This is a genomic window from Bartonella sp. CR84HXZ (assembly GCF_042194535.1).
Classification (GTDB): Bacteria; Pseudomonadota; Alphaproteobacteria; order Rhizobiales; family Rhizobiaceae; genus Bartonella; species Bartonella grahamii.
This window is the reverse complement of sequence record NZ_JBHIMY010000010.1, coordinates 1-14,287: the sequence shown is the minus strand read 5'-3', so window position 1 is coordinate 14,287 and position 14,287 is coordinate 1. Positions and strand designations below refer to the sequence as shown.

The 14,287-nt window shown below is 37.4% G+C and carries 10 protein-coding genes; 5 read left to right on the top strand and 5 right to left on the bottom strand.

Going from position 1 to position 14,287, the window contains the following annotated elements; all coding sequences use genetic code 11:
* Positions 1-186 precede the first annotated feature (186 nt).
* The 4 genes from murJ to ACFIKD_RS05780 all read left to right on the top strand — a co-directional run bounded on the left by murJ (position 187) and on the right by ACFIKD_RS05780 (position 4,081).
* Positions 187-1,758, top strand: a complete 1,572-nt coding sequence (gene murJ / locus ACFIKD_RS05795; RefSeq protein WP_375636419.1) for a murein biosynthesis integral membrane protein MurJ — start codon at positions 187-189, stop codon at positions 1,756-1,758.
* 60 nt (positions 1,759-1,818) lie between these two features.
* A complete protein-coding gene (gene trpS / locus ACFIKD_RS05790) occupies positions 1,819-2,889 on the top strand; it encodes a tryptophan--tRNA ligase (protein ID WP_375636354.1) in 1,071 nt (356 codons plus the stop codon).
* Positions 2,890-2,951: 62 nt separating this feature from the next.
* Complete coding sequence (locus ACFIKD_RS05785; protein ID WP_375647465.1) at positions 2,952-3,443, top strand: universal stress protein; 492 nt, start codon at positions 2,952-2,954, stop codon at positions 3,441-3,443.
* Between the two features lie 59 nt (positions 3,444-3,502).
* Positions 3,503-4,081, top strand: coding sequence for a NifU family protein (locus ACFIKD_RS05780; protein ID WP_273723704.1), 579 nt, complete (start codon positions 3,503-3,505; stop codon positions 4,079-4,081).
* 1,130 nt (positions 4,082-5,211) lie between these two features.
* Here the strand turns inward: ACFIKD_RS05780 and ACFIKD_RS05775 are convergent.
* Both ACFIKD_RS05775 and ACFIKD_RS05770 read right to left on the bottom strand, forming a co-directional pair.
* Positions 5,212-5,547 (bottom strand): zinc ribbon domain-containing protein YjdM, encoded by a 336-nt coding sequence (locus ACFIKD_RS05775; protein WP_015856728.1) that lies wholly within the window; start codon positions 5,545-5,547, stop codon positions 5,212-5,214.
* A 1,062-nt stretch (positions 5,548-6,609) separates the two neighbouring features.
* On the bottom strand, positions 6,610-8,238 hold the full coding sequence (locus ACFIKD_RS05770) for an alpha-D-glucose phosphate-specific phosphoglucomutase (protein WP_375647464.1): 1,629 nt from the start codon (positions 8,236-8,238) through the stop codon (positions 6,610-6,612).
* A 216-nt stretch (positions 8,239-8,454) separates the two neighbouring features.
* Here ACFIKD_RS05770 and ACFIKD_RS05765 point away from each other — a divergent pair, with 216 nt between their 5' ends.
* Positions 8,455-8,976 (top strand): peroxiredoxin, encoded by a 522-nt coding sequence (locus ACFIKD_RS05765; protein WP_375647463.1) that lies wholly within the window; start codon positions 8,455-8,457, stop codon positions 8,974-8,976.
* An 806-nt stretch (positions 8,977-9,782) separates the two neighbouring features.
* Here ACFIKD_RS05765 and ACFIKD_RS05760 read toward each other — a convergent pair.
* The 3 genes from ACFIKD_RS05760 to pyrF form a co-directional block, all read right to left on the bottom strand.
* The gene (locus tag ACFIKD_RS05760; RefSeq protein ID WP_375647462.1) at positions 9,783-10,328 is read right to left on the bottom strand and encodes a replication protein; all 546 of its coding nucleotides are present in this window, start codon (positions 10,326-10,328) and stop codon (positions 9,783-9,785) included.
* A gap of 589 nt (positions 10,329-10,917) precedes the next feature.
* Positions 10,918-12,405: a histidine--tRNA ligase gene (gene hisS, locus ACFIKD_RS05755; protein WP_375647460.1), complete on the bottom strand. Its 1,488-nt coding sequence runs from the start codon at positions 12,403-12,405 to the stop codon at positions 10,918-10,920.
* Positions 12,406-12,936: 531 nt separating this feature from the next.
* On the bottom strand, positions 12,937-13,782 hold the full coding sequence (pyrF, locus tag ACFIKD_RS05750) for an orotidine-5'-phosphate decarboxylase (RefSeq protein ID WP_375644922.1): 846 nt from the start codon (positions 13,780-13,782) through the stop codon (positions 12,937-12,939).
* Positions 13,783-14,287: the final 505 nt, after the last annotated feature.

Here is a 14,287-nt window from a genome sequence, read left to right as displayed (position 1 = left end):
TAATGCAACAGTAAACAAGGAGCATAAAAAAGTCTTCAAGCACCATTGTTGACAGAAAGATAAACACCGTCGTAAAACGCTTACAAAAAGTATCCTTGATTGGGATACAGATCAGATTTTTACGATTTAAAACGGTTTATTTCTCCTATCATCGCTTCTCTTTTACAACGAACCCGATATATCTTTATGACATTGATTAAAAAAATTGCAACAGTTGCTTCCGGAACCCTCATGAGCCGTATTTTTGGCTTCGTACGCGAAATGCTTATGGCAGCAGCCCTAGGGACTGGTCCTGTTTCTGATGCCTTTAACGCTGCTTTTCGTTTTCCCAACACATTTCGTCGTTTTTTTGCTGAAGGTGCCTTTAACGCTGCTTTCATTCCTCTTTTTGCAAAAAAAATTACTGAAGATGGTCAAGAAACAGCATGCAAATTTGCAGAAGAAGTCTTTGGCGTTCTCTTTTCGATGCTCTTACTGTTAACGATTGCGATGGAACTGAGTATGCCTTTTTTGGTACGAACCATTATTGCCCCAGGTTTTACCGAAGATGCAACAAAATTTAACGCTACAATTCACTTTACTGCGATCATGTTTCCCTATTTAACCTGCATGTCGCTTGCTGCCATGATGGGGGGCATGCTTAATGCTCTGCGACGCTATTTTATTGCCGCCATTGCCCCACTCTTTTTAAACATTATTCTGATTGGTGTGCTTGCCTATGCTTGGATCTATAAACTTGACGCTTGGCATATCGGCTTAAATCTCTCTTGGGGTGTATTGGCAGCAGGACTTCTTCAACTCACCTTAATTGCCCTTGCTTTGCGTCAAAGTGGAATGAAAATTTCCTTCCGCCAACCCCATTTAAGTCCTAATGTTCGCAAACTATTAACTTTAGCATTCCCAGCAGCCATCACGGGTGGCATCACACAAATCAATTTGCTCATTAATACCAACATTGCTTCTAGTCAATCGGGTGCTGTCTCTTCTTTGATGTACGCTGATCGTCTTTACCAATTGCCTCTAGGTGTAATCGCCATTGCCGTTGCAACCGTTCTTTTACCAGAATTAACACGCGCTTTGCGAAGCAAAAAGCACAAAGAAACCCACCATTTACAAAACCGCTCTATTGAATTAACGCTATTGTTAACACTTCCAGCATCCATCGCTTTTTTACTGCTCTCCACTCCCATTGTCAGTTTGCTCTTTGAGCGAGGACAATTTACCAGTCAATCAACACACCATGTTGCACAATTACTGGAACTTTATGGATTAGGACTTCCAGCTTTTGTTCTCATTAAGGTCTTTATTCCTAATTTTTTTGCCCATGAAGATACCAAAACACCGATGATTTTTACAGGTATTTGCGTTTTCATCAATATCAGTCTCGCCTTAACATTATTTCCTATTCTATCTGCACGAGGCATTGTTATTGCTGAAATTACCTCTGGATGGGTCAACGCCCTGTTGCTTTGGGGTGTCCTTATCAAACGCGGTTATTGGAAATACGACTTCCAACTGATAAAGCAAATATTATGTCTCATGATAGCAACCCTTTTGAGTGCACTAGCCCTCTATTACGGATTGAATGTGTTTGGTTTTTTGTCTTTTCCTTTATCCTCACAAGCATCCTTTTTCTTGCGCGCCAGCACCTTAGCTGGGATCATGCTTGGCATATTCTTGATCTATTTTAGTGCCTATTTTTTATTCAACACCCATTCCTTTTTTCACATGCTTAAAAATTTGAAAAAACGCTCATAATATCTATACTTTGTCAAAAACAATAAAACAAATAACCTTAATTGAAGAAAGAGCACTCCTATGGATACCTTCACACCACTTGTCTTTTCCGGCGTACAACCGAGTGGTCATTTACATCTTGGCAATTATCTTGGAGCCATTCAGCGTTGGGTTGAATTGCAAAACTCTCATCACTGCCTCTACTGTGTTGTGGATATGCATGCGCTCACAGTCAACCCAGATCCCCTTACTTTACGCGAATCCACCAGAACAGTGACAGCAGCCTTTTTAGCCTGCGGTATTGATCCTCAACAACACATTATTTTTAACCAATCACGTGTTTTTCAACATGCTGAACTTGCCTGGATTTTTAATTGTGTTGCCCGTATCGGCTGGCTTCAACGCATGACACAATTTAAAGATAAAGCAGGAAAAGATCGCGAAAAAGCATCTCTAGGGCTTTTTGCCTATCCCACTTTGATGGCTGCTGATATTTTAGTCTATCGTGCAACGCATGTTCCAGTAGGCGAAGATCAAAAACAGCATGTTGAACTCACACGCGATATTGCACAAAAGTTTAACAACGACTATGCACAGCGTATTGCCGAATTAAATTTTGGTATCTCTATGCAAACGGATGAAGAAAAAAAACAAGGCTTCTTTCCCCTCCCAGAGGCGCTTATTGGAACAACAGCCACACGCGTTATGTCTTTGCGCGATGGGACGAAAAAAATGTCAAAATCAGATCCTTCAGATTTTTCACGCATTAATTTGACCGATGATGCTGATCTTATCGCAAAAAAAATACGCAAAGCCAAAACGGATTCGGCTCCTCTTCCCGATACCCTTACCGCTTTAAAAGAACGACCAGAAGTGGATAACCTGCTTGGTATTTATGCCGCCTTTGCCAAAGTTAGCAAAGAAAAGATTCTTTTAGAATTTTCTGGTCAACAATTTTCGCATTTTAAAACCGCTCTAGCCGACCTTGCTGTCTATAAGCTTGCCCCTATAACAGAAGAATTACGTCGACTTCATCAAGAAAGTGATTATATCGACTCTGTTTTGCATGATGGCGCTAAACGTGCTAGTATGCTCGCAGAAGAAAATATGAAAAAAATTCGTGAAATTATTGGATTTTTGCACGATACATAAAAATAATAAAACTAAAAACTGTAGAGAGCAAAAAAATCGTTTGTACAAAATAGAGAAAGTGCATGATTTCCAAACCCAAAAATCCGAAAAAAGAACCCAAGAAAAAAAACTTAGTCATTATCGATGAAACACCAGAGTGTCGGCGTGCCGTTGCGTTTGCTGCACAGCATGCCCAAAATACCAGTAGAACATTGGTATTACTTTGTGTCGTTGATAGTGCAGAATTTCAACATTTTCTGGGTGTAAACAACGTTATGCGCACAGAATCAACGCAAAGTGCTCATAAAATATTAGGAGACATTGCCAGTGAAGTCCGCACCACCCATGCGCTTGAAACAGAAATAGTGGTGCGTGAAGGAAAAAAAATTGATGAGATTTCCAAACTGATCGACGAAGATAAAAGGATTGCACTAATTGTTTTAGCAGCCAGTGGACATACAGAAGGACCAGGACCCCTTGTTCAATTAATCGGAAATAAAGGGACAGCTTTTTCAATCCCTGTCATTGTTATTCCTAGCAATCTTGCCGATGAAGATATTAGATCTATTGCCTAAAAAATATAATATTCTACAATGTAAGATCTTCCCAATCCTTCATTATAAAAGGAGAGTTTATGTTTATTCAAACTGAAACCACCCCAAACCCTGCAACGCTTAAATTCCTGCCAGGACGCGTGGTTCTTTCTGAGGGCGTATTAGAATTTCGTGACCCTGAAGAAGCAGCTAAAAACTCACCTTTGGCAGCTAAGCTGTTTAATATTCCCAATATCAATGGTGTTTTTTTAGGCTATGATTTTATCACCGTAAGCAAAAAAGAAGGAGAATGGCAACATCTCAAGCCCGTCATTTTAGGCACAATCATGGAACATTTTCTATCCAATGAGCCAGTGATCACCACCAACGCTACAACACAAGCACAAACCCATGCCCTTAACGAAGAATTTTATGACGAAAAAGATGCTGATATTGTCTTAACCATTAAAGAGCTGCTTGAAACGCGTATCCGCCCAGCAGTTGCCAATGATGGTGGAGACATTACTTTTCGCGGATTTGAAAATGGTATTGTTTATCTCAATATGCGGGGCTCCTGCGCTGGATGTCCCTCTTCAACGGCAACCCTCAAACATGGTATTGAAAATCTTTTACGCCATTTTATCCCTGAAGTTTTAGGCGTTGAAGCCATGCCACAATAAATATTGGCCTCAATAGGTAAAATAACCACAGCGATTGCCCCTCTTCAACAGCGCTCAAACATGGAGTGCAAAAATCTTGCGTCATTTTATTCCTGAAATTTTAAAAGTAAGCTATGCAGCCATAAAAATACAGTACTGTTAAAAAAATCTGTCTAATAATGATACCTTCACTCATATTTCACCTCCACATATGCCTTAAAAAGATTTCAAAGCCCCTTTTAAGAAGCATAGGTTGTTTCAACAAACCAATCCGTACACAGAAGTACAATGCATGGATGTGCACTTTAAATTTATTTTGTTTCATAATCTTGTCATGTAATTTTAACCAAGAAACCACGACCCGTTACAAAAAAGAAAACCCAAAAAAGAAAACATTGTAAGATAGAGTGCCCATTTGCTCCATCTTTCTCAGTTCTCCCAACAATAAAATCACGCAAAATACTTCTTGTAGCAACCAATCGACAAAGATCACATTTTGCAACTTGAATGAGAATTCTGACATTCTTCTTATTTCAATTCTGTTTTTATTGCATCAATCAAAATCGTCCGCTTACACAGCACAAACTGGATAATAACAAAAACTATTTTTAATAGCTCTTATGCACACTTTTTATAAGGGACTGTTGCAACACTAAGAGCTGGAAAATGCATGACCATACAACCTTATCAAGATCATACCATCCTTTTTCCATTCTTAAAATCAAGAATTCCCCCTCTATCATTTTCAATCTCATTTCCATAAATATGACGCAAACGGTGTAACTACCTGTAAAAATAAATACATTGAAGCTAGATCTATTATGGTTGTTTGAGAAATTATCTGATAAAAAAATGAGAATATTTCTTCAATTCAGCAGGAATAAGTTTGTCTTCTTTACCACGTTGTTCTTCTCATAAAGCACATACTTTTACTGTTGCATGTAAGTCAACATCCAACTTCATCCATAACCGCATATTAAAAGAAAAGACAGAGCCACTATTCCTCTGCGATACATGGCTTTGCAATAAAGGAAAATATATTGCCTCTATCTGATTGGTGTAATCTGTGAAACAAGAAAAGAATCCCATTCGAGAAGAATGTAAAAATAAAAAACCAACGAAATGCAAAAACAATTGCAAGGGATAAATGCCTAAACTTTTTTCACAAACTCCGACTTTAAACTCATCTGACCAATCCCTGGAATTTTGCAATCAATGTTATGATCCCCATCCACCAAGCGAATATTCTTTACCTTAGTACCACCTTTTAAAACAGATGAAGCGCCTTTTACTTTCAGATCTTTTATCACCATAACGGTATCTCCGTTTGTTAAAATCTGACCATTGGCATCATAAACAGTATCGGAAAGAACAGTATCATCGTTTTTTTGTGGCCATTCATGTGCGCATTCAGGACACACAAAATTTTCACCATCTTCATAAGTATAAAGACAATCACAACGAGGACATTTAGGATATTGGGTCATAAATTCCCCTTTTAAAAGAAAAATCATTCACTACGACTGGTCATAAAGCAAGAAGTGCTTATTGTCCATTATTTTAGAAAAACATTTTCCTTTGTTTCAACCCTCATCTGCCAACTGTGTTCATGAATGCTATCGCCACATACCATATGAGTTTATAAAAATGATTGATCATTATATAACTTAAATGAGCCCCCCGCATATCATAAAATTTACTCACTTCATTCTCTCTAATAAATTAATCAAAATCATTTTCTTATACATCAGCAATGCAATTAACGAATGGATAAAAAACAATTAGAAAAGGAACCTCTCTAAATAAAACGCTCTCAAAAAGCTAAAAACTGAAAAACAAGAAAATGATGCCCTCAACTTGACCTTTTATTTAAGTAAAGATAACAGTCACAATGTTAGAGAACAGACTGATTTATAATCATAGTTAATGGTTTTGTATATTGAATGAGAGCCGATAAATAAGCTGAGATTCTCTCACCCCCTTTTACATTGAATCAACCAAAGCCTTTTGCTTGCATGCTACAAGTAGGAAGAGGCGTGTAAAACGATTATTCAAAATACTAAACATTTTTAAATATAAGAACCAACATTGAAAGCGAGCAAAGTGAATGATGGTACGGTCTTACTCTCTCATAAGCGTAAAATTGTGCTGCTCGATAGATGGTCGCTCATCCCTTTCAAAAGCAACACGCATAAGATGCGTTTTTAGTGTTTTGAGAGAGACGCTTCTTTAAGACAAACATATGAAATGTGCAACAATGATAATATTTTGTTTTGCATGAGGAACATCTCCCCTATTAAATAAACAGTGCTATCAAACCATTAGAAACCATCGGACATAAACTCCCCGATTATGCCTGATTATAATTACCTACAGGATTCGGTTTTAAGAAGCCCGCAGTTTTAGGAATCCGATTGATATGTAAAGGAGGAAAAAACAAAGCGCGCTTGAAAATGGAGGATCTGCCTTATGGCAAATAAAATCACGCCCTAAAATCATACCTCATGTGATCAATCATCATACCTTTACAAAAAAATATTCCAATGATCTTAGGTGATAATATCAGGGCGATCTCGCCCCAATGCTTGTTGTATATTTAACAGTTTTAGCGCCACCTGTTGCAAAGGTTGAAGAACTTCTTGCGGATTAAAATTGTGTTTGCGCGGATCACTTTCATACTGTTCAAAATAAAGTCGTAAAGTAGCACCTAGCGTCCCTGTTCCCGACAAACGGACCACCAACCGTGCTCCATTCTCGAAAAAAATACGTATACCTTGCCGCGTGCTAACGCTCTGATCAACAGGATCATGATATGTAAAATCATCTGCTTTTTTGACGAAAAATCCAGCAATTTCAGTTCCTGCATGTGGTAAGTGCGTACGCAAATGTTCTATAAGTTCCAAAGCTTTATCTGCTTCGACTTCTTCATAATCATGCCGTAACGTGTAAAAACGCCCATAGGTGTACCAATGCTGTTGAACAATTTGTGCGACAGTTTTTTCTGTTATCGCTAAAAGATTTAACCAAAATAAGACAGCCCATAAACCATCTTTTTCGCGGATGTGATGAGAGCCAGTTCCAAAGCTTTCTTCACCACAAAAGGTTACTTTCCCCGCATCCAAAAGGTTTCCAAAAAACTTCCATCCCGTTGGCGTTTCAAAAAAGTTTAATCCGTGTTTTTCCGCAACCAGATCAGCAGCACGCCCCGTCGGCATAGAACGCGCTATCCCCACAACACCTTTTCGATATCCTTTAATGAGGTGTGCATGTTCAGCCATAATAGCCAAAGAATCTGAAGGTGAGACAAATTGTTGACGACCAATAATGAGGTTACGATCTCCATCACCATCAGAGGCTGCACCAAGATCTGGTCCTTGCTCTGACATCAATAAATCATAAAGAGCCTTGGCATAAACCAAATTGGGATCCGGATGACCGCCTCCAAAATCTGGCAAAGGAATACCATTAACCACCGTTCCTTCAGAAAATCCTAAGCATTTTTCAAAAATTTCATGAGCATAAGGCCCTGTTACCGCATGCATAGCATCAAACCGTAAAGTAAGACCTCGAGCAACGGCCTTGGCAATACAGTCAAAATCAAAAAGCTCCTGCATCAAAGCAACATAATCAGCGACAGGATCAATAATATCAATCCGCATGGCTCCCATAAAGATCGTACCTTGCCTATCTAAATCAATATCTGGTGCTTCAAGAATTTTATAAAAGGAAAGACGTTGCGATGTTGCAAAAATAGCATCACATAAAGAATTAGGAGCGGGTCCACCATTAGAAACATTGTATTTGATACCACAATCTCCCTCTGGACCACCAGGATTATGGCTTGCAGAAAGAATAAGTCCACCATGAGCATGGGTTTTACGAATAAGATGCGAAACAGCAGGTGTAGAAAGAATACCGCCCCTTCCCATTTTAACACAAGAAACACCATGCGCCGCTGCCATCTTCAACACAATCTGAAGGAGAGTACGATTAAAAGTGCGCCCATCGCCCCCAAGAATCAACATTTTTCCTTCAAGAGGCCCAATGTTATCAAAAAGAGACTGTATAAAGTTTTCTACATAATGAGGTTGTTGAAAAACAGACACTTTTTTGCGCAAACCAGACGTTCCCGGTTTTTGCCCCTCAAAAGCCGTGGTTAAAACTATCTTTATGGTCATGTAAATACTTTCATATTCTTTCCTTTAATTTTAAGGTGAAGAGTATCCAAAGTCGACCATTAATTCTACTTGACGGAAGTGTGAAATATTTGCACACTCGTTAGAAGTAAGAATTCTTAAAGAATCCCTTTTATTTAAACCGTTCTTTCCGATATGCTTTTAAAGACAAAAGCTGTTTTAAAACGAAATTTTTGTAAAAAATATAGGAGCATCCTTATGATGAAAAAAACTGTTCCCAATGTAACATTCCATACACGTGTCCGAGATGAAGTGGGTGAAAATAATTCTTATCGGTGGCAAGAAGTTAACAGCGATGCTTACTTTAAAGGAAAGCGTGTTATTCTTTTTTCTCTTCCTGGAGCTTTTACCCCTACTTGCTCAACTTTTCAGCTGCCTGACTTTGAAAAACTCTATGATGAATTTAAACAAGCGGGTATTGATGAAATTTATTGTCTTTCCGTCAATGATGCTTTTGTCATGAATGCTTGGGGAAAAACACAAAATATCAAAAACGTGAAATTAATTCCTGATGGCTCTGGTGAATTCACACGCAAAATGGGTATGCTGGTTGCAAAAGACAATGTTGGTTTTGGCATGCGATCATGGCGCTATGCTGCCGTTATTAATGATGGTGTGGTTGAGGAATGGTTTGAAGAAGCAGGTTTTTCAGATAATTGTGCAACAGATCCTTATGAAGTTTCTTCACCACAAAATGTTTTAAAAGCTTTGAAAAGCTAATTCCGCCCCCAAATCGTCTATTTAAACAAAATTTAACGACACAAATTTCCCTAATAAAGAAAATTTGTGTCGTTTATATTTTTTGAAACATCTATTTGTCAAAGCAGACACTATAAGTTGGTTGTGCGTTTTTGGTGAGAAAATATTCCAGCAATAATTTTTTAATAGGTATTTCACGTTTTAACTGCTTTGAAAAAACTTGAAAAATTTCCAGTAAAAAATCTAAACCAATTATAGTGCTCAAAGAATAAAAAGCTAAAAACTGTTGCACGCTATCAAAAAATGGGGATGCAATTGCGAAATGCGCAAATTCATACAAAACTCTCTCAGAAACATCAAGGACTAACGTATCGATGAAATATGCACGATCAATGCTAAATTTCTCCTATTGAGAAAAACTTTGTGTCAAACAATAATTTGATTTATAATTTTTCATGTCGAATGAGAGGCACTGAATATCATAAGATTGTTTTATTTTATCCCTTCTTATATTGAATCCCTTAAAACTATTTTCTTGCTCATTAGCAAGTGAGATTGGCATATGAATAAACGATTAAAAAGAGTAAAAGTACGTCTCATAAACGCTCTAAAATACAAGAGCTATGAACACCATTACTGCAAGGTTCATAAAAATATCAAGAAAGAAAATATTGCATAAAAACGGCTCTGCATAAATAACTGTTCATGAAGAATATTAAATAAAAACAGATCCCGTAAACATTCCAATTCACATACCATAAACAGACTCATTGCTGTTCTCATAGCCATTTATTCTAAGCTTTTATTTTTCTCTAAGAGAGAAACAGTTAAAGAAGGCGTTTATTTGGATATTCTACCATAAAGTGTGTTTTCATTTCTTCCTCTTCTATCTCTTCCTCTTCATCGAACTCAAAATCTTCATCACATTCAGGAAGCCCAAAAATATCTGGATTAATGAAATAACAATATTTTTTTGTCCCCTTCGCTACAATTTTATTCTTTTCTAATTCTTTGATACCTTCTTTAAAACTTTCAAAATTAAGATATTCTGGTTCTTGAATTGAAAGATCACAAATCAAAAATTCCTTGAGAGTATCCTCATCTAATCTTACCTGATCAAACCATAAATCCACATCATCTTCATCTGACATTTTCCCTACTTGCCACAACATCACAAAAAATGCTTTCATACCACTAAATGATAGCCCAAAAATCATACGCCGACTATCGGACGCTCCTGAAAACGTAATTTGTGGAAGATCTTCAAATCCGAAATTTGAAGGAGGAAGTTTAAATGATTTTCCAATATCTTCAGGTTTTTTCAAAATAAAGGGATTTCTTTCATATAATACTGTAAAATCATATTGAGCCATTTTCATTTCTCCGTAAAAAATTAATTTGTTATAATAAATGAATAATTTCAAATGGTTTTCATTATAATCTCTTATAATGCCTCCTATATTTTCCCTTTAAAAATTGTCTGATTTAAGTTATTCGTTGTTTTTGAAACTAAAAAAATCTTCTAAAATAAAACTCTTGAGATCTCTTTCACCTCTCATGGATGTGAGAATGTAGACTGCCGACAATAAAACAGTAGAAAATATGATATCAGCAAATGAGAATTCAAAAATTAAATCCATATGAATGATCAATGTTTCTATAAACTATTGGGTTTCTGTTATTGATCATTAATTTTTCTAAACAGGATTGCGTCAAGAACCTCAAATGCTTCAGTGTCCAGTATCTTGCTTCACGCAAGGTACTTACCTCGCGCGCTCAAAAGCATTCATTTCATAATGAAGACAAAGCATTTTTATCTTTAAAAAATTGCTTTTATGCCGCAGGAACTTTAAAAAATAACGCGATTTTAAGAATATCTAAACAAGTAAAATACAAATTCTGAAAATTGAAGAGGAAATGTTCGAGCTTTTCCCAACAATCGCTTTCACAAAACTTTTATCATTACCGTTTTTGGGCTGCCAAAATATCTTGTACTGTTTGAACCAATTGCTCTTCATCAATCATCACTTGCGCAGGACGGCTTTCACGCCATGTTTGATTGTCCTTAATTTCGTGGGACAAACGCGCCCCTTCAATCAAATCTTTAATCTGTATTTTTCCGCTCTCACGTTCTTGTGACCCTTGGATCACCACACAAGGCGCTTGACGTCGATCTGCATATTTCATCTGCGCTTTAATTCCCGATGCCCCCAAATAGAGCTCAGCACGAATTCCCGCACCACGCAACTGCATCACCATTTTTTGATAACCAGTAACAGCTTCTGGTTCTTTATCCATCATCAACACCACAACCGGCCCTGTTGTCTCCTTCATAGGCAGCTTTCCAAGATTTTGCAAAGCAGCGATCAAGCGTGAGACACCGATTGAAAAACCTGTTGCCGGAATATTTTCACCACGAAAGCGTGCCACCAATCCATCATAGCGCCCACCACCACCAACGGAGCCAAAAACAACTTTTTGCCCATCATCATTGAGAACATCAAAAAGCAATGCCGCCTCAAAAACAGGTCCAGTATAATATTCCAATCCACGAACCACCGAAGGATCAATTTTAATGCGATTGTGATAACCATTAGCGACAAAGATTGCTTGCATTTCCTCAAGCTCGCGAACCCCTTCAAGCCCCTGAGCACTCTGACCAACGACTTGTCTGAGAGCATCAAGGATTTCTTCTGCTGTTTTTGCGTTTACAGTCAGTAAGGAAAGAATACACTCAATCTCTTTATCCTTAAGCTCAGCCCCTTTTGTAAAATCACCACTTTCATCCAAACGCCCCTTGCCTAGAAGAAAACGCACGCCTTCAGGACCAAATTTATCCAGTTTATCCATTGCTCGAAGCACAGTTAAGCGCCTTTCAATCTGCTCCCTTTCCCCTAAACCAATCAATTCTAAAACACTTTCCAGAATTTTTCGGTTATTCAAGCGAATGGCATAATCATGCTGCTGAAACCCTAACTTTTCCAAACTGTCTGCTGCCATCATACAAATTTCGGCATCCGCTGCTACCGTTGGTGTTCCAACAATATCCGCATCAAACTGCATAAATTGCCGAAAGCGCCCTGGTCCAGGTTTTTCATTGCGAAACACAAAACCAAGACGATAACTGCGATAAGGCTTTGGCAAAACTTCAAAATTCTCTGCAAAATAACGGGCAAGAGGCGCAGTAAGATCATAGCGCAAAGACATCCATTGCTCATCATCATCTTGTAGCGAAAAAACGCCCGCATTTGGACGATCTTCATCAGGCAAAAACTTACCCAGCACATCTGTATATTCAAAAATTGGTGTTTCCAGTGCTTCAAAACCGTAAAGTTCATAAACTTCACGAATTTGCGCAATCATTGTTTCAGTTGCATACAACTGTGCACTTGTACGATCCACAAAACCACGGGGTAAACGGGCTTTAGTTTTTTCTTGTTTCAATGACATGTTATTCTCTAGCAACAATATGTGTTCACGGATAACCATTATCCCATAGAAACCAACGCTGCAATGACTTTATCAATCTAAAAACTTTTAATAACATGTTAGAGTCCTTTATTTTACAAAAGCAATATCCTTATAAAGCGATATTCTAAAAGAGTTTATCCTGTAAGATGAGTCATCACCCTTAAACTAAAACGTCCCCAAAACGAATACACTCTCCAAACCCTCTTATGCCTCATCTTTAGCTCTGTTCAGGTATTTCTTTCATTTTTTTCCTTTATCTCGTCTTTCTTGAAGCAATTTTTCATATATTCCCAAGATTTCTGCATTTTTTTCAAACCTTTGCTTTCCGTATTTGGTCCTCCCAATCCCAACAGAAAATAAGAAATATATGAACACTTTTTGAAAAGATCAAAAACAACTCTTAACTTTAGATAAAGAAAAACACTTCTTGAAATTCGTATCTGACTTAAAATTTGATAAACCACCTTCTTTTATAAGAGCTTTTTTTCTTTGATAACTTAGCAAAAAACTTTAAGATAGAAGCGTGTTTTTAGATTGCTCGGCAAAATCATGAATAACATTTTTTAAATCAACACTATTTCGACCAACCTCTGTAATCGATCTTGAAATGGAAGGAATAAGATTCTGCCATAGCCTTTGAGGAAACTGCTGAGTTAATTGTGTTATTGTTCCCCCTTGAGCCCCAATGCCAGGAACGAGAAATAAGTTATTTTCTAACTGTTCGATTGTATCTTTTGCTTCATTGCCCAATGTTGCTCCAATCACTGCCCCAATAGGACCAACATGATGATATTGACTTGAAGATTGGCTATTATATTCAAAAATACGCTGCGCCAAATGAACAGAAACCGTTTGATCACCAATGCGCGCATTGCGAATGTGCCTTCCCTCTGGATTCGAAGATTGAACAACCATAAAAACAGCCGTTTTTGTTTCTTCTGCAATCTTTATTAAAGGAATGAGAGCATCAAATCCTAAAAAAGGATTGACTGTTATGGCATCTGCTTTAAACGCACTGCTTGAACCAAGCCAAGCTTTACCGTAAGCCTCAGCAGTAGAGCCAATATCCCCTCTTTTCGTATCAACGAGAACCAACAAACCTTGTTCGTGTGCATTTTCAATAAGTTCTTTGAGAATTTGAAGCCCTTCCACCCCATATAACTCAAAAAATGCGGCTTGAGGCTTTATCATCCCCACTTTATCCACAACCGCTGTTAAGAGGATATCACAAAAATCTTTTAGACCTTTATAATCACAGCTTAAATTCCATGATTGCAAAACTTTATGACTCGGATCAAAACCAACGCAAAGCGGTCCATATTTTTCACTATTTTTAAAAAAAGCTGAACAAAACATTTTATATCCTAACACGGTCTGTCTTTAAACTTTTTGATACAATCAAAAAGAAAAGCATTTGTCAAAAGAATACAATACTGAAAACACAAAGAAAGAGCTCTCTATACAAAGTGTGCTTTTATTTATGAAACATAAATATATTCCCATTCGTAACGCTTATCACATGTTTATCGATCAAGACGTTGTCATGAGACAAAAATTCAAATTTATGAAAGAATATAAACAAAAAAAGCATTCATATTATTTTGTTCAATGACCTCATAAAGCCCAATAGGCGTGCCTTTTCGTTTTCACACCCTTTTTTATGATCAACAAAAACTCTCTATGAACACGCTTTAAACAAAAGTTTCAAAAGAAAATGCCCCACCATGATGATCTCGATCTTAACTTTAGATCTTTCTTATCCCTTTTTAGCGGCTATTTATCCATTTTGGAACATAATTGGCAAAAAGACATTGTATCTCCAGCATATTCAAGGAGATAAAACATGGAAACTCGCATTCCT

Bases quoted from the DNA above. Each gene is read 5' to 3' on its own strand.
- hisS (WP_375647460.1), bottom strand. From the start codon at position 12,405: ATGTCATTGAAACAAGAAAAAACTAAAGCCCGTTTACCCCGTGGTTTT.
- ACFIKD_RS05770 (WP_375647464.1), bottom strand. From the start codon at position 8,238: ATGACCATAAAGATAGTTTTAACCACGGCTTTTGAGGGGCAAAAACCG.
- ACFIKD_RS05775 (WP_015856728.1), bottom strand. From the start codon at position 5,547: ATGACCCAATATCCTAAATGTCCTCGTTGTGATTGTCTTTATACTTAT.
- ACFIKD_RS05785 (WP_375647465.1), top strand. From the start codon at position 2,952: ATGATTTCCAAACCCAAAAATCCGAAAAAAGAACCCAAGAAAAAAAAC.
- trpS (WP_375636354.1), top strand. From the start codon at position 1,819: ATGGATACCTTCACACCACTTGTCTTTTCCGGCGTACAACCGAGTGGT.
- ACFIKD_RS05765 (WP_375647463.1), top strand. From the start codon at position 8,455: ATGATGAAAAAAACTGTTCCCAATGTAACATTCCATACACGTGTCCGA.
- pyrF (WP_375644922.1), bottom strand. From the start codon at position 13,782: ATGTTTTGTTCAGCTTTTTTTAAAAATAGTGAAAAATATGGACCGCTT.
- ACFIKD_RS05780 (WP_273723704.1), top strand. From the start codon at position 3,503: ATGTTTATTCAAACTGAAACCACCCCAAACCCTGCAACGCTTAAATTC.
- ACFIKD_RS05760 (WP_375647462.1), bottom strand. From the start codon at position 10,328: ATGGCTCAATATGATTTTACAGTATTATATGAAAGAAATCCCTTTATT.
- murJ (WP_375636419.1), top strand. From the start codon at position 187: ATGACATTGATTAAAAAAATTGCAACAGTTGCTTCCGGAACCCTCATG.